This window comes from Paracoccus benzoatiresistens (assembly GCF_026913015.1).
In the GTDB taxonomy this organism is placed as follows: domain Bacteria; phylum Pseudomonadota; class Alphaproteobacteria; order Rhodobacterales; family Rhodobacteraceae; genus Paracoccus; species Paracoccus benzoatiresistens.
Genome location: NZ_JAPTYD010000055.1, coordinates 1 through 21,274, shown reverse-complemented (window position 1 = coordinate 21,274; position 21,274 = coordinate 1). Strand labels below are relative to the sequence as shown.

Sequence of the window (21,274 nt, the reverse complement as noted above, 5' to 3'; positions counted from 1 at the left end):
CGCCACCAATGCGCTGCCCTCATTGTGAAAGGCTCATCGCAGAACGCCCCAAGGAAAATCTGCCAAAGTAGTGCTAGAAGAAATCGGTCACGCCGGCGGGGGTGCATCGGGACCCCTGAGCACTCCGCAGCTCTCATCCTCCACATTGGCAAATATGCCGCTCTGGAAACGGCTTCCTTGTAGACCGACACTGCCGGATCTCGCGCAACCGGGCGCAACAGAACGGCCGAAAAACGCAGCGTTTAGCGGATCAATGTTGCAAACTACGCAACGAAAACCGCTCTTTTGTGGCCAAAACGTTGCGTTATCAAGATCTCGGCGCATCACTCCGTTACGGAAGTCCCGCGGATTTCCCAGCATTTTCAGAGCCATTCCGTGCTCTCGAAACAAAACGCAACACCGAACGAGCAATTATGGGATTGATAGGCGATCGGACGGCGAGATTGGGCTGGTGGCGGCAGAGATACCGCCAATCGAAATCTCGCGCCCTCAATCGTCCTTGCTCTCCCCATTCATCATCGATCACCCGCGTCCGTTCGTTTGAAAGAACCTTGATACGCTCGGGATAGCCGCTGCTACGTAGGCCGGGCCATGATCTGATGAAGGGCAGTAGGAGCCTCTTCTGGAAAGATGCAAGCAACCGCCAGAATGATGAGAGGACCGACAGTGCCGCTTCGATGCAGCATACCGCCACAAGACTGGACTGAGCGGCTGTGCGGACATCGTAATGCGGATTGCTTGCTGGAGGGCAGGGCGCCCTGTCTGGTGCCCCTGCTGACGTCGATCGCACTTCTGACCCTCCAGTTGGTAAAGCAGACATCCCGTGGACTGGGCGGCCTTCGCAAGCTGCACTTCGCTGATACCACCAAGTATCTGACGCAGGAGGTTAAACAGAGAGCGCTTCATCGGGGTCTTTCTCGACAGGGCGTTGATCCGCTGCTTTGCCAATCCCGCCATGGAGCAGAGCAGCTCGAAGGCCGTGATTTTGGGCCTCAAGGAAGTTGTGGCGGACCTCACCCTCGAGAACCGCCTGCTCAAAAACGTATGGCCCGCCCCGTTTGCAAGAGGGTTGAAGCTGGCTCGTTCAGGTCTTGCACAAGCGTATCCGGCATAGCGGTCAACCAATGAATGGCGCCGTCGCCAAGATGGAGATCCGCACGCTCCGGTCCTCATAAAACTGCCGGCATCCCGAGCCCGAGGGCTGTTCGTGCCGTTTTTTGAACCAGGCTTCCGAAGCGCGGGGTCGACCCTTCGGCCATCTTCCTCCTTCCGCAAACCTCTTTCGCCGCGACGCTCGACCAGAAGCGCCGGGAGCGATCCGTCTATGCGGTCGCTGTTCCATGCCCAGGCTCGAAGCGCGCGCCACGGCGCAACGTTGCCCAGGCAATGCGGGCGAGCTTTGCAGCCAAGGCGACGACCGCAACATTGCGGTGCGCTCGGGCCAGCAGGCCGCGCAGCCAGGCGCCGAGCGGCGTCTCGGTCTTCGCCAGCCCTGGCAGCGCAGCTCGGGCGCCGTGGATGAACAGCATGCGCAAGTATTTGTTTCCCCGCTTGGTGATCCCCAGCAACTTTGGTCGGCCGCCCGTTGTCATTTGCCGGGGGACGAGACCGAGCCAGGCGGCAAGGTCGCGGGCGCGCCGGAAGGCGTCGCCTGAGCCCACTGCGGCCACCATGGCGGTGGCGCCCAGAACGCCGACGCCCGGGATCGTCACCAGATGCCCGGCCTGTGGGTCTGCGCGGGCAAGCTCGGCAAACTCCGCATTCAAGGCAGCAATGCGGCAGTCGAGCTCGCGCCACTCGGTGCGCATATCCGCGATCAATTCGAGCAGGCGGGGGCTCAGCTCCTCGGGCCGGGGCTTCACTGCAGGTGAGTAGCACTCCCGGTGGTGCCAAACTTCTGACGCCCGCTCAGCTATGAAGAAGCCCCGGTCAGCGCAGGGCTGCCGGAGCGGTCTTTCGGGTGCTGGGAGTCAGCCAGCGATCGATAACGGTGATCTCTCTGATTTAGTCGAGATCACCGGAAAGGGCAAGCGTATTGGTCAGTATGCCCCATAGATTTCAATCGATTCCATCTGTTTCGTTTCGCGCTTTTGCGCAATTTCTGGATGAAGGATTGCCACGCCCTTTTTGAGCGTCACCACGCGGGCGGCACGCAAGCTATTCTGTGCACCTGATAGAAGTCTTTCGGCATCTTTGGCGGAAACATTGCCGCCATGTGGATGATTTTCTAGAAATTCCACAAAGGCCGCTATCGTCGCCGATTCCTTGGGATCAAAGCTTCCGTCTTTAAACAGACGATTGCAGGCGTAATGCCGCGCCATCAGCTTGTCGCCTGCCTCGCTCCAATTCTGAATCTTGGAGAGATCATAAGGGTTCTTGTCGTTCTCCAGGTCGTCGCGAATGCGCTTATTGAGCGCTTCCGTTTGCTGCTTCTGATCTGCCGCCCGTTCTTCTGCCGTAACGGTGTCGCTCTTGCGATACCGCCGGATCGGGCGGCCAACTTTGATCGCATACAAGGAACGCTGAAACTCGCGCCTTCCTTCCACTTCCTCCGCCCGCTCGGCATCATCCTTGCGCTTCATGTCGGCTTGCCACTTCGGATCAGAAGCGCGATCCCGGCGGGCAGCTTCCAGAACCTTTCGCTGTAGCTCGGTCAGTTCTTCGGCTTCCCATTTCTCGCGCACCCAATTTCCCTCCTCGAAGGCGGGCCGATAACGTCTAAGCGCATTGGAGTATTGCCGGGCCGCATAGCCCATAGTGCTTCCGGCTTTCATCCTGACATGAAGGAAGATCAGGACTTCCTTGTCAGGTTGGCCGGGATATGGCGCTTTTGCAGCCAAAGGCACCCCATTGGGGGCGGTATTCGTGTTGTTCATGATATTCACCGTTATTCATCAGATCGGCGGTGACTAATCGCCGATATCACTGTGTTATTCGATCACAGGGTGAAACACAAGAGGAAAATGCTTTGACGCTATAGGAAGCCCCTGGAAGCCGTTTAGAGCTCTTCCGCTGTCCTGTGTCGTCAAAAGGCCGAACGCCCACTGTATGAGCCTCTCCGTGCCTCTCTGACGATTCTAGGAGACGGGTTACCCGGATGCGGGGCTGGATCACCTCGCAAGGGCCGGGGTGAGCCGCCGAAGGCGGTGAACCAGGGCCGGCGCGATCCTGATCTGCCGGACCTTCATGTCGGGGGCAGCGGCAGGCAACGCCGGGCCGGAACCATGATCCTTTCCCTGGGTCGGGTGAGCCGCGTCGCGGCGAGCCGGACCGGGATGTGATCCTGGGTTTACCTTGACGTAAGCTTTTGCGGCTGCGCCGTCACGCCGGAGAGTGTTTCGGAAAATCGTCAAAGAAATTTCCTGACTAATGTTTTATCTCTTCTTTAAGAAATATATACACTAGTCAGGAAAATGCTCTGACGATTTTTGGAGCCAGGGAGAGAGATCAGCCTTAAAAACACTCTCCGGCGGGACGTTCCGGCGGTTTAAGTATCTTAAAAACAAGGAGATAAAATGCTTTGACGATTTTCCGACGGATTGGCTCCGGTTGAACCTGCCGGACCAGCCCGCACTTCCGCAGGAAAATGCTTTGACGATCTCTCCGGTCTCCATATCGGGCAAAAACCGGACATTTCCGCTCCGGTCGGGCGCTTCCGGCTGGTCACGATCCCAGGCTGAAATCCTCGCGGAAGGTTGGCGTCACCTGGGCCGGATGGTTGTCGGTCTTGGTCCAGGTGTCACAGGTCCACTTCCGGGGCGTCGCCTCGCCGTTCAAGACGTAGTAGAAGGGCCGGTATCCGCCTTGCTGGACCAGGCACGCTTCGATCTCTTGAGCCTCGCCAAGGTCAGGAAGTCCCACCTGAACCTGATGGCCTTCCTGGGGGCACCTCGAAAAATTGCCCGGTCCGTGTTGCTGCGGTATGAATGGGGGTGATCGGCGGCTTTGGGTTTAACAATGCCGCAGTTGGGCTTTTTCGATCTTTCGGTCCGCTACGCGAGCCTGGACGCCAAGAAGAACCCCTTGGTCGAGGCGCCGTCCTGCCGCAGGAGGAGTTCCGCCTATCGCTGGAGCTGGTTTGGCGCAAGCCAATGGATGCCGTGCTGATGTTCAAGACGCTGGTGCTGAGCGCGCTCTACAACCTGTCAGACGACCAGATCGAGTATCAGGTGCGCGACCGTTTGTCGGCCAGGACGGTTCCTTGGTCTTGAGGACCGGGTGCCCGCTGCCAAAACGGTCTGACTTTATCGCGAAGCGCTGACGGGCGGCATCACGCCCCTTTCAAGCCGCCGAGCCCGCGACCCGCGACCGGAAAAGGTCAAAAATCGAGATGCTCCTACTGTCTATGTTTCTTTAATGAAAATCCCGCCCCTTTACCCGGATCGCATCGAGACTAAGGTCACGTATGTAGATCTCCCTGGTCTTCGGCCCGATGGATGTGTCCTCGCGCAGATCACCCGGCGTTGGCCCATGCCGTGCCTCGTCTCCGCGCCCGTGGGTCAACGGAAAGGCCGCCCCGTCACGCGCTCCGACGCTGGCCAACTCCCGCGACAGATCCTCGATCCGGTGCACCACGAAATGCACCACCTCGCCCTCGCGCTGAATGCATCCCTGCACGCCGACCATGCCCGCGCCGAGCACGATACGCCGGTGCGCCTCGAAAACCTTGGGCCAGACCACCAGGTTGGCGACGCCCGTTTCATCCTCAAGCGTGATGAACATGACGCCCTTGGCTGATCCGGGCCGCTGGCGCACCAGAACCAAGCCGGCCGTCGCGCACCAGCGCCGGTCGCGGCTCGCCATGGCCTCGGCGCAGGTGATGATGCGCTTCTGCATCAGCGTTTCGCGCAAGAACGAGACTGGATGCCGGCGCAACGAAAGTCCGGTATGTCCGTAATCCTCGACCACCTCGCGGCCCAGGGTCATCGGACGGAGCGCGATGGCAGGCTCTTCTGCACCTGCCGCGACCTCTTCATCCTGCCGCTCCGATGTCTCCCGTGCCGCCGCAAAGAGCGGCAGTTCCTCCGGCCCGAGCCCCTTCAGCGCCCAGAGTGCGTCCCTACGGGCAAGTCCGAGCGAGGACCTGAAGCCGTCGGCCTCGGCGATGCGGGTGAGACTGGCGATCGGCACGCGCACCCGGCGCCACAAATCCTCGACCGAAGCGAAGAGCTGATCGGCCCGCGCGGCGACGATGCTTGCTGCGTGGCTGTTGGCCAGTCCCTTGACCATGCGGAGTCCGAGGCGCACGGCAAAGCGGCAACCATCGTCTTCGGGCTTTCCCGTCGGCTCCAGCGTGCAGTCCCAGCGGGAGGCGTTGACGCAGACAGGCCTAATCTCGACGCCGTGCTCCTGCGCGTCGCGCACGATCTGCGCGGGTGCATAAAAACCCATGGGCTGGCTGTTCAGGAGCGCCGCGCAGAAGGCTTCCGGGTGCCAGCACTTGAGCCAGGCTGAGGCATAGGCCACGAGCGCGAAGGATGCCGCGTGGCTTTCGGGAAAGCCGTAGGAGCCAAATCCCTCCAACTGGCGGAAGGTCCGCTCGGCGAAGTCCGGGTCATAGCCGCGGGCCACCATGCCGGTGACGAGCTTGTCCTTGAAGGCCGAGACCCCACCGGTGAACTTGAAGGTGGCCATGGATTTGCGGAGCATGTCGGCCTCACCCGGCGTGAAGCCCGCGCATTCGATGGCCACCCGCATGGCCTGTTCCTGGAAGAGCGGCACGCCCAGGGTCTTGCCCAGCACCTTCTCGAGTTCCGGCGTCGGATACTCCACCGGCTCCAAGCCTTCGCGGCGGCGCAGATAGGGATGGACCATGTCGCCCTGGATGGGACCGGGGCGGACAATCGCCACCTGCACCACCAGATCGTAGTAGGTGCGCGGCTTCATGCGGGGCAGCATGGCCATCTGCGCCCGGCTCTCGATCTGAAAGGTGCCGAGCGTATCGGCCTTGCGGATCATCGCATAGGTGCGCGGGTCTTCGGGCGGAATGGTGGCCAGTTCATGGGATATGTTCTTGTGGTCCTTGAGAAGTGCCAGTCCCTTGGCCATGCAGGTGAGCATGCCCAAGGCCAGCACATCGACCTTCATGAAGCGGAGCGCATCGATGTCGTCCTTGTCCCATTCGATGATCTGCCGGTCCTCCATGGCGGCAGGCTCGATCGGCACCAGGTCATCGAGCCGATCTTGCGTCAGCACGAACCCGCCCGGATGCTGCGACAGGTGCCGAGGCGCGCCCTGAAGCTCACGTGCCAGCTCCAGCGTCAGCCGCAGCCGTCGGTCGGTCGGGTCAAGGTTCAGCTCGCGGATCTGGTCGTCGCTGACCCCTTCCTCGGACCAGGCCCAGATCTGGCCGGAAAGCTGTGCGACGAGATCCTCGGGCAGGCCCATAGCCTTGCCGACATCGCGCAGGGCGCCCTTGGCGCGGTAGCGGATCACCGTGGCGCAGAGCGCGGCGCGATCCCGGCCATAGGTCTCGTAGACCCACTGGATCACCTCCTCGCGGCGCTCGTGCTCGAAGTCCACATCGATGTCAGGCGGCTCATGGCGCTCCTCGGAGACGAAGCGCTCGAACAAAAGATCATTCCGCCCGGGATCGATGGCAGTGATGCCCAGAACATAGCAGACGGCGGAGTTCGCGGCCGAGCCGCGGCCTTGGCAGAGGATGCCGCGGGAGCGGGCGAAGCGCACGATGCTGTGGACCGTCAGGAAATAGGGCGCATAGGCGAGCTTGGCGACGAGGCGTAGTTCGTGGGCGAGGGAGGCCCTGACCTCCTCCGGCACGCCTTCGGGATAGCGGGACTTCGCTCCCTCCCAGGTGAGCCGCTCCAAGGTCTCCTGCGGCGTCAGAGACGGGTCGTCGCGTTCTTCGGGATACTGGTAGCGGAGTTCATCCAGCGAGAAGCAGCAGCGCTCGGTGATCTCCAACGTCCGCGCCAGTGCCTCAGGGTAGCGCGAGAAGAGCCGATGCATCTCCGCGGGCAGCTTCAGATACCGGTCGGCATGGCGCTCGCGGCGGAAGCCCAAGGCTTCGACGGTCACGTTGTGCCGGATGGCGGTGACGACGTCCTGCAGGATGCGCCGGGCGGGTTCGTGATAGAGCACGTCGTTGGTCACCACCGTCGCTACCCGCAGGCGCGTGGCCATGCTGGAGAGCTGATGCAGCCGCAGCTGGTCATTGGGACGGCGCCGCAGGGTGAGCGCCAGGTAGGCCCGGTCACTGAAGGCATCGCGCAGCCGGCGCAGGCGCAGCGCGCCCGTGTCATCCGCCAGGTCCGGTATCAGCACGGCGATCAGCCCCTCGGCATGATCCACGACATCCGACCACTCCAGATGGCACTTGCCTTTGCCGGCGCGGGACTTGCCGAGCGTCAGCAAGCGGCAGAGCCGGCCATACCCGGCGCGGTTCATCGGATAGACCAGCAGCGCCATGCCGCAGGCGAGATCGAGCCGGCAGCCGACCACCAGCCGCACGCCGGTGGTCTTGGCTGCCTCCCAGGCCCGGACAATGCCTGCCAGCGAGTTGCGGTCGGTCACCGCCAGTGCCTCGATGCCCATGAGGGCGGCGGTGGCAAACAACTCCTCGGCGGAGGAGGCACCGCGCAGGAAGGAGAACTGCGAGGTCACTTGCAACTCGGCATAGCGCGGGCCGGTCATGGCCGACCATCCCATAGGGAAGAATACCTCCGAACAGATGGCACCTGATCATGAGGGTGCGCGGTCATCCGAAGACCCCATGCAGGAACCAGCGGTGGCTGCCGGTCTCGCTGTTCTCGCCGTCTCCGGCGCGAAAGACCCAGTAGCGCTCGCCCGCCTCGTCCTCGATGCGGAAGTAGTCCCGCACGGCAATCAATTCGGCGTCGCGCTTCCACCACTCTCCAAAGACCCGTTCCGGCCCATCGGCCCGGCGCACCTTGCGGCGGATGTTCCGCCAGGTGATCCAGACGGGTGGATGGTCGGGCAGCAGCGCCACCGTCTCGATCGGTTCGGGCCAGGGTAGCAGGCGCGCGGGCCGCGGCCAGTGATCGGGCCAGCCGACACCGACTGGTTCGGACAAGGGGGCGATGCGGGTGACGGAGCGTTCCGGCACGTCGCTCGGCACGGGCGCCATGCGGTAGACGCCGCGCGCGCCCACGCGATTGGCCAGAACATTGACCAGGTCGGAGAGATCCGGGGCAGGGGCTTCCAGCAGCGAATTGGCCATCTGTCGGGCTTCCAGCGGCTCCACCATCACCGCCGTCAACGACAGGATCTCGATGCCGTAGCCCGGCGCGATGGTCTCGATCTTCTCGCAGAGCAGGCGGTTCAGCCGTTGCGGTTCGCGCTGCGGCTTGGCCAGACCGACGCGCACCGTCTGGACATGGGCATCGACCCGCCAGCAGAGCAGGTCCAGCCGGCGGGCGCCCAAGCCGCGCTCCTCTAAGGCCACACACAATGCTCGCACCAGCTTGCCGATGTAGCGGGCGATGGTCTCGGCGGCGGCAATCGGTTCGGCAAAGCTGCGCCGCACCTCGACGAGCTCCGCAGGACGTAGTGGTTCGATTGGCTCGGATGCGAGCCCCAATGCCTGGTCGAGCCGCCGGCACAGTTCCGGGCCGAAGCGCCGGGTCAGCGGTGCACGCGGTTGATGCAGGAGATCGCCAATGCAAGCAAAACCCAGGGTGTGAAGGCTGGCTAGGGTGGTGGGCGGCAGCCGCAACGCTGCAAGGGGGAGGGGCGCCAGCAGGATCTCCGCATTGTCCGGTTCGGCCAGATGCACAGGATCGGCCCTGTGCCGCGCCAGGGCATGGGCGGCACCCCAGCTGTCTGCAATGGCGGCGCGTGCGGTAACGCCCGACATCAACAGCCGGCCGATCAACGTCTCCAGCAGGGCTTCCGCGCCGCCATGCAGATGGTCCGCCCCCGTGGAGTCGATCACCAGACCATCCGGCGGATCGACTGCCACAATCGGCGAGACCCGCTGCAATACCCAGAGCGCCAGTCGTTCCAGCGAGGCGGCGTCAGTTGCGGGATCACTGGGCAGCACCTGCAGTTCCGGCACCAGAGCCTGCGCCTTGCTCACCGGCATGCCCGCAGAGAGGCCCAGCTCCTGCGCCAAGGCACAGGCTGCTGTCACCAGCCGCCGGTTGCCGACCCGCCCGGCCAAGACCAGCGGGGTCTCGGGCGAGGGTGCCGCCTCAGGCGCCTGCCGCCTGAGCCGGTCGATCGGCCAGAGCGGCAGGTAGACCGAGATGACCCGTGCCATCGCATGCCTCCAGTTCGATATCGAGGGACTCGCCTGCCCTTGCCCGGATCAGCTCGATGAGCCAGCGGGCGCGGCCGACACCCGGGACGGGCAGGGCGGTCGAGGGCAGCACAGAGATCCGCCAGCGGGTCATCGCCGCCGTGGGCTGTCCGAAGTCATAGGCGTCCTGCTGGCGCCGCCAACGGCGCAGCGCGATGCCGGTGGTGCCCGATCCCTTGGCTGCCAGATGCAACCTGCGAGAGGCGGTCATCGACAGCCGTGCGACATCGGCGACCACCGCGCCAAGTCCACCATGGCGTAGCCCCTCCTCCATGCAGGAGAGCACCGAAACATCATCGCCCGCCTCGACATAGATCACCCTGTCCGGGCCAAGGCCGGCCTGCTCCAGCCCTGGGGCAAAGAGATCGGCCTGGGTCACGCACCAGAGCACCGGACCGGGTAGGCGCGCGGCAATGCCAGCAGCGAAACAGGAGGCTGCTGCGCCATCCACCGCACCATTGCCGCCGCCGGCCACCTCGTGCAGGCAGCCCAAGGCCAGGCCGCCACCGGGCAAGCGGCAGTCCAGTTCGGGCACCCCGAAGGGCAGCACACCCCGCGCAGGTCCACCATCGCCTTCCATCCGCGCGATCTGCGCGCGCAAGGCAGCGATGGCGGGATTGAAGAACCGGGCGGGCATGACCAGAATGGCTCCGAGGCAGTTGGCAACAAACAGAATCGTTCCTGTTTTGTTCCATCATAGCCGAGAGTGTCAATCCGGCACAGGACATTGATCTGAGGATATCTCGTCCGCTTGGCTGCGTTATGCTGTGAAAAGGCGGAGATGATGCGTGTGCAATCTTTACAACCTGCCGACCAACCAGCAGGCGATCCGCGATCTAGCACAAGTGATGCAGGACAGCCTCGGCAATCTGGAGCCCAGCTTGGATGTCTATCCCGACCGGCCCGCACCGGTGGTGCGAAACACGCCCGAGGGTCGCCAAGTGACTCAGCTGACTTGGGGCATGCCGACGCCGCCGCAGTTTTTGAAGGCAAAGGATGCGTCCGATACAGGCGCGACCAACATCCTCAACACGCAAACCCCCCGCACTGGCGGCGCTGGCTGGGCGTCGAAAACCGCTGCCTGGTGCCCGCCACCGCCCTCTCAGAATACGAGGCAAAGCCCGACTCGGTCACCAGGCGCAAGCCGCTCCATTGGTTCGCCCCGGATGAGACCAGGCCCTTGTTCTTCTTCGCGGGCATCTAGACGCCCTGGCACGGCACGCGTGGGTCGATGAAGACCTCGCGCCCAGGTGAGCATCAGCTGTTTGCTTTCTCATCCCTGTCGAAGCGCGGCATCTAAAGCATCTGCATCCGCTGCAGGACCCAACTTGGCTATTCGCCAAGCTCCGAAACTTTTCCTCCCGGCACGTTACAGCCCATCTGATTGGCCTGGCCGTTGTGGAGGGAGCCTTGATCCAGCGGTGCCACCAATTCCGACATGGACATTCCCAACCCTCGGCTCAGTGCGCCAAGCGCACTCAAGGAAGGTTGTCGCTTTCCGGTTTCGAGAAACGAGACAAACCTGACCGATACATCGGCACGTTCGGCAAGGTCTTCCTGTGTGAGACCGACTTGCTCCCGAACGCGGCGGAGGGTCGAAGCAAATGCTTCAATAAGGTGTTCGTCCCTGCGGTCCATGGCAGATGCCATTCCGCACACCTTGACACGACACCACGAACAGTTGTTCCTGCTAAGCGATGTAGCTAGTCCGAAGGGCCTGAACCTATTGCAGATCTAGATTGATAGTGCCCGCTTCCTGACGCCGACGCTGGTTCAGCGCTTCTGCTCTCTATAAACTTCTCTCTCCACGCAGTTTTCTTCCATGTCCTATTCGTCCCGCACTATCGGTGCCGTCATTGACGACGTGAACCGAAGCTACTTTTTGCCAGCGATCCAGAGGCCTTTCGTCTGGTCATCCTCACAGGTCGTTGCCCTGTTCGATTCCTTGTTGAAAGGCTATCCGATAAGCAGCTTTATGTTCTGGGCGGTCGACGAGAACACGAAGGCCGAGCTGCGCTGCTACAAGTTTATCGAACAATTCCGTCCCGATGAGATGAACGAGCCGACCAGTGCCGAGGGTCGACAGGTCACCTTGGTGCTTGATGGCCAGCAGAGGCTGACATCCCTGCTGATCGGGCTTCGTGGCGCTTTCTCCGAGAAGGTGAAGGGAGCGCGCTATGGCAACGCAGCCGCTTGGTCTTCCAAGACCCTGTTCCTCGATCTGCTGAAGGATCCCGACCCGCGCGTTGCCGACGAGGATGACACCAGTGAGTTCGGAATCACCTACGGTCTTGCCTTCCATGAACGTCGCCCAGCCGACAGTCACCGGCATCACTGGTTCAAGGTCGGGTCCATGCTGGATTACGCGACTGGAGATCGTCTTGAAGCCCTCATCACGAAGGTGAGATCAGAGCTCCATCCAGGCGTCTCGGACTGGGAGCGAAGCCTTGCAGAAGACACACTGCGCCGGTTGCACCAAGTCATCTGGCAAGACGAAGGCATCAATTTCTTTACCGAAACCAACCAGTCTGTAGACCGCGTGCTCGACATCTTCGTTCGGGCCAACGATGGCGGAACCAAGCTGTCCAAGGCTGATCTGCTGATGTCGATGATCACTTCAAAGTGGTCAAACAGCTCTGCCCGCGAAGAGATCAACGGCTTCGTTGCCTATATCAATAAAGGCTTGGGTGCGCCGAATAGGCTGACGCGTGATCTCGTCCTGAAAGCCAGCTTGGTCGTTTGCGACTATGACGTCGTCTATAACGTCCGTAACTTCACGACAGAGGCCATTGCTGAGATTGAGCGCAACTGGGATCGGATCAAGCAGGCGATCGAGAACACCTTCAGGCTCCTGAATCGGCATGGCTTGACGGGTGACAACCTTGGGTCGCTGAATGCCGTCCTTCCCCTCATTTACTATATCTACAAAACGCCAGGCTTTGACTTCCGAGGCTCGACTGAGTTCGAGCGTGTCAATGCAGCGGAAATGCATTACTGGCTCTTGAACAGCTTGCTGGTCAGCACTTTCGTCGGTGCCTCGGATCAAGCGATCCAAACGGCCCGCACTACTATCCGCGAACATCTCCAGGTCGCACGAGATTTCCCGAAGCAAAAGCTGTTCGACGCCATGGCAAAGGGCGGCCGTCTGTCAGAGGTGGATGAGCGCACCATCGAAGAGCTGCTGGAAATGCAGTATGGCAAGTCGCGCACCTTCGTCGCCTTGTCTCTGCTCTATCATGGGGTCGACTGGAGCGGGTCAACTTGGCACGTTGATCACATCATCCCGCAGGTTGATGCGAACAAGAATATCCTTCGGGGTCGAAACCTGCCGGAGCACCAAATTCAAGACATCCTTAGTTCGGCAAATAGACTCGGCAATCTCCAGCTCCTGCGGAGTGACGAAAACATCGAAAAGGGCGCCTTGCCCTTCCGATCGTGGATCACGGGCCGACGCCGTGATTTTCATGACCAACACATGATTCCGAACCGCTTGGATCTTTGCGATGCGATCTCCCTGCCAGAATTCGTTCGAGAGCGAGAAAAGCTCATGCGGGCACGTATCCTTGAGCTTCTTGGAAAGAAGCCGGCATGATCGGAAATTTACTGAGTCGTAGCGAGCTCAAAGCAGCCTGTCTCGCGCTCCTTGATGCCGCAGCCATAGAGCATCCGGCCGGTCACCAAGGAAAACTAGCCGCGCGCTACTTGCTCCGCACCGAGGCAAACGAACGTATCGGCCTGATGTTCGAGAAGGATGAGAGGACAAAAGCCAACCTTTGGGTCGACCAGGCTTTCGTGCGTGAACTGTTAGACAGCGATATCGAGCAGCGCACCTACCTTGCTTCGTCGCTGTATCGGTCCGAAGTGCCGGGGGGCAAGCAGACATACGGGCGACATGCGGCACTCAAAGCTATGCGTGACCTCGCACATGCGGATCTTGTGCGCTTTACGATAAGCGAGCCTGACCAGTTGCAGTGGATCCTGGATCATTTGGCATCAGCACGCCCCGCTTCTAGGCTCTCTGCATCTAGCATAACATAAGCCGACCGGAACTGTCGCACATGGCCGGGGAGCGCCGATCTATGCCTCCCCGGTTTTCCGGATTGCTGCGCCGGGCAGCAATGCGCGCAGCGGCTATCCCTTGTCGCAATCGTGGAACAGCCAGTATGTCCCGCCAGTGGGCCGGGCCTCTGTTCTGTCAGCCTACGGCGAAACCCCACGTTGTGTATGCAGACTGCGGATTGCTCTACGTGTCCTCTAGCCGCTAAAGCCTGAAAAGCACCGGAATAACTTCGCAACGGCTACATGCCTCGGGAACGCGCACTGTTCGGCGGGACCCTTTCAATGCAAGTAGTCAACGAAGTTGTCTTGCCGTTGTGTGCGGCGGCAGGCTCTATAACGACTAAAGGCATGGAATCTAAGTTTTGAACCAGCAGGCACTATCTTCATTTTTGTGGTCGGTGGCCGACCTTCTTCGTGGCGACTACAGACAGAGCGATTATGGCAAGGTTATCCTGCCTTTCACGGTGCTGCGTCGTCTCGACTGTGTCCTGGCCCCCACCAAAACCGCGGTTCTTACCGAGTATGACATTCGCCTGCAGCAGGGGGTAAACCCCGTGCCGTTCCTTCTGCGCAAGGCTGGGCAGACTTTCTACAACACGTCCGAAATGGACCTGAAGAAGTTGATGGGTGACCAGGACAACATCGCGGCCAACCTCTATAGCTATTTGCAGGGCTTCTCGGTCGATGTGCGCGACATCTTCGAGCGTTTCGAATTTGCCGCCCAGATCGATCGCTTGAACAAGGCTGGGCTGCTCTATCAGGTTACCGAGCGTTTTGCCGGTATCGACCTGCACCCGGACCAAGTTGACAACCACCAGATGGGCCTTGTCTTCGAAGAACTGATCCGCCGCTTTGCCGAGTTGTCGAACGAGACGGCCGGGGAGCACTTCACCCCGCGCGAGGTGATCCGGCTAATGGTCAACCTGCTCTTTGTCGAAGATGACGATGTCCTGTCCAAGCCTGGCGTTGTCCGCACCATCTATGACCCGACAGCGGGAACCGGCGGCATGCTTTCCGTTGCGGGAGAATATCTGTCCGAACACAACGACGCTGCCTCGCTGGTGATGTTCGGACAGGAACTGAACCCAGAGTCCTACGCGATCTGCAAGGCTGACATGCTGATCAAGGGTCAGGACGTTTCAAACATTAAGTTCGGTAATACGCTGTCTGATGATGGTCACCATGCGGCGAAATTCGACTACATGCTCTCGAACCCACCTTTTGGGGTCGAATGGAAGAAGGTCGAAAAGATTGTCCGCGCGGAGCATGAGCGCCAAGGCCATGCCGGCCGCTTCGGCCCCGGCCTGCCGCGTGTCTCGGATGGCTCGCTGCTGTTTCTGCTGCACCTGCTGTCCAAGATGCGCCCTTCCAAGGATGGCGGCAGCCGCTTTGCCATCGTTCTGAACGGCTCGCCTCTTTTCACCGGCGGCGCCGGCAGCGGCGAATCCGAGATCCGGCGGCATGTTCTGGAGAACGATCTGGTCGAGGCAATCATCGCCCTACCCACCGACATGTTCTACAACACTGGCATCGCCACCTATATCTGGGTGCTGGCCAACCGCAAGGCCGCCGATCGCAAGGGTAAGGTCCAGCTGATCGACGCCTCCACCTTCTGGCAGAAAATGCGCAAAAGCCTCGGCTCAAAGCGCAAGGAAATGGGCGAGGACGACATCGCCACTGTCACTCGCCTGTTCGGCGCCTGCACCGAAGCGCGGCTGGCCCGCGTCCTAGACGCCAGCGGTAAGGAAATGGCGCGCGAGGTGCTGACCCCTGAGCAGGCCCTGCCTGAGGCACCCGAGGGTGGTCAGGTCAAGCTGGCCCCCCTGTCGTTGATCTTTCCGAACGAGGCCTTCGGCTTCCGCCAGATCACGGTTGAGCGTCCCTTGCGCGACGACCAGGGCAAGATCGTGCTGGGCGCGCGCGGCAAGGCCAAGGGCAAGCCCCAATCCGACAGCGCCCTGCGCGACACTGAAACCGTGCCCCTGTCCGAGGATGTCGAGGCCTATCTGCGCCGCGAGGTGCTGCCCCATGCGCCAGATGCCTGGATCGACCATGACAAGACCCGTGTGGGATACGAGATCCCCTTCAACCGGCATTTTTACGTCTTCGAGCCGCCCCGGCCGCTGGAGCAGATCGACGCCGACCTAGCACGGGTCACGGCCCGCATCCAAGCCATGCTGTCGGAGCTGTCGGCATGACGCGGCGCTATCCGGCTTATCGGGATTCGGGAGTGGAGTGGCTGGGAGAGGTTCCGGAGGGGTGGAAGGTCTCGCGTTTCAGACACCTGTTCAGAGAAAGTTCTGAGAAAATCGACACGGAAGTCGTAGGCGTGATGCTTTCTGTGTCAGGATATCGTGGAATAGAAATCAAAGAATACGACGATGAAAACAGACGTCGTTTAGACGAAGATTTGGTCGGTTATCGAATTGTTCGACCCGGTCAGTTGGTCGTAAATACGATGTGGCTCAATTACGCGGGACTTGGCGTTTCCGAATACGAGGGTCACGTCAGTCCCGCGTATCGAGCATACGATTTTGTTCCTGAAGTGGAACGCCGCTACTTCCATCACCTTCTTCGCAGCGATTTGTATGTAAAAGGCTACACTCGTCTTCTTACTGGCATAAGGCCGAACTCGCTCCAAATGGGTCGGGACGATCTGATGGATTTCCCCGTCTTGGTGCCGCCTCAATCAGACCAAACTGCCATTGCGACTTTCCTCGACCGGGAGACGGCGAAGATTGACGCGCTGGTGGACGAGCAGCGCCGCCTGATCGTGCTGTTGTGTGAAAAGCGTCAGGCGGTCATCAGCCATGCCGTCACGAAGGGTCTGAACCCCGAAGCCCCCTTGAAACCATCTGGCGTGGACTGGCTGGGCGACGTGCCGGAAGGGTGGGAGGTAACGCCCCTAAAACACATGTGCTCCCATGTCGTTGATTGTCTGCATACCACACCGACCTACGACGGAGTGTTGCTTTACCCCGCAATTCGAACAGCTGATGTCGAACGTGGCTGTCTAAAGCTTAATCAGGCACGGTTGGTTTCTGAGGAGGTTTATCTGGAGCGAATCCAGAGATTGCGACCTCAAGAAAACGACATTGTCTACTCGAGAGAGGGGGAGCGCTTAGGTCTCGCTGCTCTCGTTCCGTCTGGAGTAGACCTCTGCCTGGGGCAGCGAATGATGATGTTTAGGGTTCGGGATGGTCTAGATCCTACTTTCGTTATGTGGGCACTCAACAGCGACTCGATTTACGAGCAAGTTGTTGAGCGGAACCTTGGATCAACGTCGCCTCACGTTAATATAGGTGATGTCGTTAATTTCCGGCTGGCAATTCCCAGCCTGAGCGAACAGCGTGCGATTAGTTCGTTTGTCACCACACAGACAGAGAAAATCGATGCGACTATAGCCACGTCGCAATCCGCGATTGCTCTCCTGCAAGAACGCCGAGCCGTGCTCATCTCGGCTGCGACCACCGGCAAGATCGATGTCCGTCGCCTGGCCACAACAGAAGTAGAGGCGGCATGAACGGCTCAAGTATCGGCAAGCTGAGCAGGGTATCTCTGCGCGAGGTGTGGAGGCATGAGGCCTACGACTTCACTCAGTGGCTTCAGGCAAATATCGATGTGTTAAACGAAGTGCTACCCTTCACGCTGGACAATGTCGAACGCGAACGAGCAGCCGGATCCTTCAGCATTGATCTAGTGGCCGAGGATGACGGTGGTGGCAAGATCATCATCGAAAACCAGCTTGAAAAGAGCAACCATGACCATCTGGGCAAGCTAATCACATATCTGACCTCAATGAACGCCCGCCGTGCGATTTGGATCGTCTCCGAACCCCGGCCCGAGCACGTCGCGGCAATGACTTGGCTCAATGACAACTCAAGCGCCGATTTCTACATGGTGAAAGTGGAAGCTGTGCAGATCAATGACTCTGCTCCCGCCTGCCTAATGACTCTGCTAGTGGGACCAGCCGACGACAAGTCAGAGATTGCCCGGACCAACAAGGAGTTTGCGGACCGTTATGACCTACGACTCCAATGGTGGACACGGCTAGTGGAGCGGCCGAATGCTCGTCTGCATGCGCACATCACGCCGGGAAGTTATTCATGGATCGGCACCAGCGCCGGCATTCGAGGATTGAACCTCAATTATGTTGTTGTTCAGGACCAAGCGGGGGCTCAACTCTACATTGATCGCGGCAAGGATGCAGAGGCGGAAAACTTGGCCATCTTCGAGCGTCTTGCGACGCACCGGGCCGAGATCGACAGCGCCTTTGGTGGCGAACTGAACTGGGAACGGATGGAGACAAAGCGGGCCTGTCGCATCGGGGCGGTGGTTGCGGGCGGCTACAAGTCTCCCGGGGAGCAGTGGGATGCAATACAGGCGGAGCAAGTCAGCGCGATGAACCGGCTCGAGGCGGCGCTTCGCCCTCACCTCAAACCGCTGCAGCTGGCAAAGTAGACCAATATGAACCTGCACCGTGAAGTAAATCTAGAGCGCTTCATTTGCGGCCGAATGGCGGGAGCGGGCTGGCTGCATAATGATGGCGACGCAGCCCACTACGACCGAGGCCGGGCGCTGTTTGCGCCTGACGTAGTGGCTTGGATGCAGGCCAGCCAGCCCAAGGCTTGGGAGGTGCTGACAAAGTCCCACGGCACCGCCACCGAGACTATGCTGCTGGACCGTATCCGCAAGCAGCTTGACGACCGAGGCACGCTGGACCTGCTGCGCTTTGGTGTCGAGCTGACCGGACTGCGTGCGCCGCTGAAGCTGGCGCAGTTCCGCCCGGCCATGGGGATGAATACCGACCTGCTGGCCATGTATGACGCGAACCGGCTGCGCGTAGTGCGCCAACTGCGCTACTCCCGCGCAAACGAGAACAGCATCGACCTGGTCCTGTTCCTGAACGGCCTACCCATCGTCACGGCCGAGTTGAAGACCGACTTTACCCAAAGCGTTCAGGACGCGGTCGATCAGTATCGCTTTAATCGCCACCCTGCGCCCAAGGGGCAGGGGGCCGAGCCGCTTTTGTCCTTTCCCGGCGGCGCGCTGGTCCATTTCGCGGTCAGCGACAGCGAGGTGATGATGACCACCCGTCTGGTCGGGGCTGAGACGCGCTTTCTGCCCTTCAACAAGGGCGATAACGGCGGCGCGGGCAACCCGGTCAACGAGCTTGGCCATCGCACATCCTATCTGTGGGACGAGATCTGGCAGCCGGACAGCATGTTGGAGATCGTCGGCCGCTACATCGTCCCTGTGCGTGACAACAAGAAGAAGCTGACCGGCGCGATCTTTCCGCGCTTTCATCAGTTGGACGCGACCCGCAAGCTGCGTGCCAAGGTGCTGGAGGAGGGGCCGGGCGGCCGCTATCTGATCCAGCATTCGGCGGGGTCGGGCAAGACGAACTCGATCGCGTGGACGGCGCATTTCTTGGCCGATTTGCATGATGACCAGGACCGCAAGCTATTCGACTCCGTGCTAGTCGTGTCCGACCGCAACGTGATCGACGCGCAACTGCAGGACGCAATCTTCAGCTTTGAGCGCACGACCGGCGTGGTGGCGACGATCACCGGCGAGACGGGATCGAAAAGTGCGGCCTTGGCCGAAGCGCTGGCGAGCGGCAAGAAGATCGTGGTCTGCACGATCCAGACCTTCCCCTTTGCACTGGCAGCAGTGCAGGAGTTGGCGGCCTCAAAGGGTAAGCGCTTTGCGGTGATCGCCGACGAGGCCCATTCCAGCCAGACCGGTCAGGCCGCCGCTAAGCTGAAGGAGGTGCTGTCGGCCGAAGAGGTCGCTGCGATGGAGGATGGCGGCGAAGTTAGCGCCGAGGATCTGCTGACCGCCCAAATGGCCGCGCGAGCCAGCTCTTCGGGCGTGACCTACATCGCCTTTACCGCGACGCCTAAGGCCAAAACGCTGGAGCTCTTTGGCCGTCGCCCCGATCCGTCTCTGCCAGCCAGCAGCACGAACTTGCCTGAAGCCTTCCACGTCTATTCGATGCGACAGGCAATCGAGGAGGGGTTCATCCTCGACGTGCTGAAGAACTACACGCCTTACAGCCTGGCTTTCCGCCTCGCGAATGAGGGCCGCGAGATGGACCAAGCCGAGGTAGAACGTGACGCGGCGGTCAAGGCGCTGATGAAGTGGGTGCGCCTGCATCCCTACAATATCAGCCAGAAGGTTCAGGTCGTGGTCGAGCACTATCGTTCTATGGTGCAGCCGCTGCTGGATGGAACCGCCAAGGCGATGGTCGTTGTCGGTAGCCGTCTTGAGGCGGTGCGCTGGCAACTTGCGATCCAAGACTACATCAAGTCGAAGGGCTATAACTTGGGAGCGCTGGTGGCGTTCTCGGGCGAAGTGAAGGACGCAGAGACCGGTGGCGATCCGCTGACTGAGACCAGCGATATCCTCAACCCCGGACTAAAGGGCCGTGATATCCGCGATGTCTTCGCGCTGCCTGAGCACCACATCCTGCTGGTCGCCAACAAGTTCCAGACCGGCTTCGATCAACCCTTGCTGTGCGGGATGTATGTGGATCGGCGGCTGGCCGGCATTCAGGCCGTGCAGACGCTATCGCGTCTGAACCGCGCTTATCAGCGGGGTCCGATCGTCAAGGACACCACCTATGTCCTGGATTTTGTCAACAGCAGCGAGGACATCCTTGCCGCGTTCCGGACGTATTACGAGACAGCAGCGCTTGCTGACGTGACCGATCCGGACCTCGTTTATGACATGCGGGCCAAGCTGGATGCCCAAGGCTTCTACGACGAGCATGAGGTCGATCGCGTGGTCCGGGTAGAGATGAACCCCAAAGCGACCCATGCCGATCTTTCCGCCGCCATAGCTCCCGTCGCCGATAGGCTGCTGAAGGCCTATGCAGCCGCGCAGGCCGCTCGAAGAGAGGCCCTAGAGTCGGGGCAAGAGCGGCAGGCCCAAGATGCACTGGATCGGATGAGCGCGCTGCTGCTCTTTCGCAACGACATGGCGACCTTTGTGCGTGTCTACAGCTTTCTGTCCCAAATCTTCGACTACGGAAACACGGCCATCGAAGCCCGCAGCATCTTCTTTCGGAAGTTGATCCCGCACCTGGAATTTGGGCGGGAGCGCACCCAGATCGATCTCTCGAAGGTGGTTCTCACCCATCACAAGTTGGCCTCCAAGGGCCAGCAGCGACTGTCCATGAACGGCGAGGCAGAATTGCTGAAGCCCCTTGTCGAGGCAGGCAGCGGCAGCCTTCAGGACAAGGAAAAGGCTCGCCTAGACGAAATTCTTGAGCGTGTGAACGATCTATTCCAAGGGGAGCTATCCGATGGTGACCAGCTCGTTTACGTCAACAACGTCATCCGCGGGAAACTGATGGAGAACGAGGCTCTAGTTCAGCAGGCCGCACACAACTCGAAAGAGCAGTTCTCCAGTTCTCCGACACTGAAGCAAGCCATCGTCGACGCAATTATTGATGCGTTTGACGCCCATGCGATCATGAGCAAACAAGCGCTCGACTCTGAGCAAGTTCGCGACGGCATTCGAGACATCTTGCTGGGCCCAGCGCAGCTATATGAGGCACTTAGAGCGAATGGGCGAGATACTCCTGTTAGCTATCTTTAGAGACAGAAGCGGCGCCGCTCGGCTTTGCCGCCATTAGACTAAAATAAAATGATATTGCTAAGTCAGAAAAGGACGTTTGTGAGTGAAAGCGATAGAAACCCCAGAAGAATTTCTAAATCTTATATCAGAGAGAGCGCTTGTCTCTATCGTTTAAGATGATGGTCTTAGTCCAAGCGTGATTGGTGAAGTTCTTGCCTCTTGGAAAGGTTTCAATAATTTGTCGAAAAGTCGGTGGCATCTTATTTTTCCGATTGCTAGTGTTCTGAATCTGACGCTTGCTACCTGTTCCCGCGGATACCATCGAGTGCATCGAGCGCTCGCCGTTCACGG

14 protein-coding genes and 1 pseudogene are annotated in these 21,274 nt (G+C 60.3%); 7 read left to right on the top strand and 8 right to left on the bottom strand.

Annotated features, from left to right (window positions below; translation table 11 throughout):
• Window positions 1-1,322 precede the first annotated feature (1,322 nt).
• The 3 genes from OU682_RS20015 to OU682_RS20005 all read right to left on the bottom strand — a co-directional run bounded on the left by OU682_RS20015 (window position 1,323) and on the right by OU682_RS20005 (window position 3,861).
• The gene (locus tag OU682_RS20015) at window positions 1,323-1,916 is read right to left on the bottom strand and encodes an IS110 family RNA-guided transposase (protein ID WP_268943980.1); all 594 of its coding nucleotides are present in this window, start codon (window positions 1,914-1,916) and stop codon (window positions 1,323-1,325) included.
• 123 nt (window positions 1,917-2,039) lie between these two features.
• Window positions 2,040-2,876 (bottom strand): hypothetical protein, encoded by an 837-nt coding sequence (locus tag OU682_RS20010; protein WP_268943979.1) that lies wholly within the window; start codon window positions 2,874-2,876, stop codon window positions 2,040-2,042.
• Between the two features lie 787 nt (window positions 2,877-3,663).
• Window positions 3,664-3,861 (bottom strand): hypothetical protein, encoded by a 198-nt coding sequence (locus OU682_RS20005; protein WP_268943978.1) that lies wholly within the window; start codon window positions 3,859-3,861, stop codon window positions 3,664-3,666.
• Between the two features lie 96 nt (window positions 3,862-3,957).
• Here OU682_RS20005 and OU682_RS20000 point away from each other — a divergent pair.
• Window positions 3,958-4,239, top strand: a pseudogene (locus OU682_RS20000) (transposase); the annotation flags it as partial.
• A gap of 114 nt (window positions 4,240-4,353) precedes the next feature.
• On the opposite strand, the gene OU682_RS19995 reads toward OU682_RS20000, so the two are convergent.
• From OU682_RS19995 to OU682_RS19980, 4 genes are all read right to left on the bottom strand, one after another.
• Window positions 4,354-7,653 carry an error-prone DNA polymerase gene (locus tag OU682_RS19995; protein ID WP_268943977.1) on the bottom strand — a complete coding sequence of 1,100 codons (3,300 nt, stop codon included), beginning with the start codon at window positions 7,651-7,653 and terminating at the stop codon, window positions 4,354-4,356.
• A 64-nt stretch (window positions 7,654-7,717) separates the two neighbouring features.
• Window positions 7,718-9,241, bottom strand: a complete 1,524-nt coding sequence (locus tag OU682_RS19990) for a Y-family DNA polymerase (RefSeq protein ID WP_268943976.1) — start codon at window positions 9,239-9,241, stop codon at window positions 7,718-7,720.
• Entirely contained in the window at window positions 9,174-9,917 is a 744-nt protein-coding gene (locus OU682_RS19985; RefSeq protein WP_268943975.1) for an ImuA family protein, read from the bottom strand. The genes OU682_RS19990 and OU682_RS19985 overlap by 68 nt, the downstream gene beginning before the upstream one ends.
• Before the next feature lie 695 nt (window positions 9,918-10,612).
• On the bottom strand, window positions 10,613-10,918 hold the full coding sequence (locus OU682_RS19980; RefSeq protein WP_268943974.1) for a helix-turn-helix domain-containing protein: 306 nt from the start codon (window positions 10,916-10,918) through the stop codon (window positions 10,613-10,615).
• Window positions 10,919-11,102: 184 nt separating this feature from the next.
• On the opposite strand from OU682_RS19980, the gene OU682_RS19975 reads away from it, so the two are divergent.
• The 6 genes from OU682_RS19975 to OU682_RS19950 all read left to right on the top strand — a co-directional run bounded on the left by OU682_RS19975 (window position 11,103) and on the right by OU682_RS19950 (window position 20,944).
• On the top strand, window positions 11,103-12,872 hold the full coding sequence (locus tag OU682_RS19975; RefSeq protein WP_268943973.1) for a DUF262 domain-containing protein: 1,770 nt from the start codon (window positions 11,103-11,105) through the stop codon (window positions 12,870-12,872).
• On the top strand, window positions 12,869-13,318 hold the full coding sequence (locus OU682_RS19970; RefSeq protein ID WP_268943972.1) for a hypothetical protein: 450 nt from the start codon (window positions 12,869-12,871) through the stop codon (window positions 13,316-13,318). Before OU682_RS19975 ends, OU682_RS19970 begins: the two co-directional genes overlap by 4 nt.
• Window positions 13,319-13,701: 383 nt before the next feature.
• A complete protein-coding gene (locus OU682_RS19965) occupies window positions 13,702-15,537 on the top strand; it encodes a type I restriction-modification system subunit M (RefSeq protein WP_268943971.1) in 1,836 nt (611 codons plus the stop codon).
• A complete protein-coding gene (locus tag OU682_RS19960; protein ID WP_268943970.1) occupies window positions 15,534-16,862 on the top strand; it encodes a restriction endonuclease subunit S in 1,329 nt (442 codons plus the stop codon). The genes OU682_RS19965 and OU682_RS19960 overlap by 4 nt, the downstream gene beginning before the upstream one ends.
• Window positions 16,859-17,800, top strand: a complete 942-nt coding sequence (locus tag OU682_RS19955; RefSeq protein WP_268943969.1) for a DUF4268 domain-containing protein — start codon at window positions 16,859-16,861, stop codon at window positions 17,798-17,800. Before OU682_RS19960 ends, OU682_RS19955 begins: the two co-directional genes overlap by 4 nt.
• Window positions 17,801-17,806: 6 nt before the next feature.
• Window positions 17,807-20,944, top strand: a complete 3,138-nt coding sequence (locus tag OU682_RS19950; RefSeq protein WP_268943968.1) for a type I restriction endonuclease subunit R — start codon at window positions 17,807-17,809, stop codon at window positions 20,942-20,944.
• 124 nt (window positions 20,945-21,068) lie between these two features.
• On the opposite strand, the gene OU682_RS19945 is transcribed toward OU682_RS19950, so the two are convergent.
• Window positions 21,069-21,274, bottom strand: a 206-nt coding sequence (locus OU682_RS19945) for a hypothetical protein (protein ID WP_268943967.1), incomplete at its 5' end; no start/stop codon positions are given.

What these genes read in the sequence shown, in the direction of transcription:
- OU682_RS20010 (WP_268943979.1), bottom strand. Translation starts at nt 2,876, where the DNA reads ATGAACAACACGAATACCGCCCCCAATGGGGTGCCTTTGGCTGCAAAA.
- OU682_RS19960 (WP_268943970.1), top strand. Translation starts at nt 15,534, where the DNA reads ATGACGCGGCGCTATCCGGCTTATCGGGATTCGGGAGTGGAGTGGCTG.
- OU682_RS19975 (WP_268943973.1), top strand. Translation starts at nt 11,103, where the DNA reads ATGTCCTATTCGTCCCGCACTATCGGTGCCGTCATTGACGACGTGAAC.
- OU682_RS19995 (WP_268943977.1), bottom strand. Translation starts at nt 7,653, where the DNA reads ATGACCGGCCCGCGCTATGCCGAGTTGCAAGTGACCTCGCAGTTCTCC.
- OU682_RS19990 (WP_268943976.1), bottom strand. Translation starts at nt 9,241, where the DNA reads ATGGCACGGGTCATCTCGGTCTACCTGCCGCTCTGGCCGATCGACCGG.
- OU682_RS19950 (WP_268943968.1), top strand. Translation starts at nt 17,807, where the DNA reads ATGAACCTGCACCGTGAAGTAAATCTAGAGCGCTTCATTTGCGGCCGA.
- OU682_RS19955 (WP_268943969.1), top strand. Translation starts at nt 16,859, where the DNA reads ATGAACGGCTCAAGTATCGGCAAGCTGAGCAGGGTATCTCTGCGCGAG.
- OU682_RS19980 (WP_268943974.1), bottom strand. Translation starts at nt 10,918, where the DNA reads ATGGACCGCAGGGACGAACACCTTATTGAAGCATTTGCTTCGACCCTC.
- OU682_RS19985 (WP_268943975.1), bottom strand. Translation starts at nt 9,917, where the DNA reads ATGCCCGCCCGGTTCTTCAATCCCGCCATCGCTGCCTTGCGCGCGCAG.
- OU682_RS19970 (WP_268943972.1), top strand. Translation starts at nt 12,869, where the DNA reads ATGATCGGAAATTTACTGAGTCGTAGCGAGCTCAAAGCAGCCTGTCTC.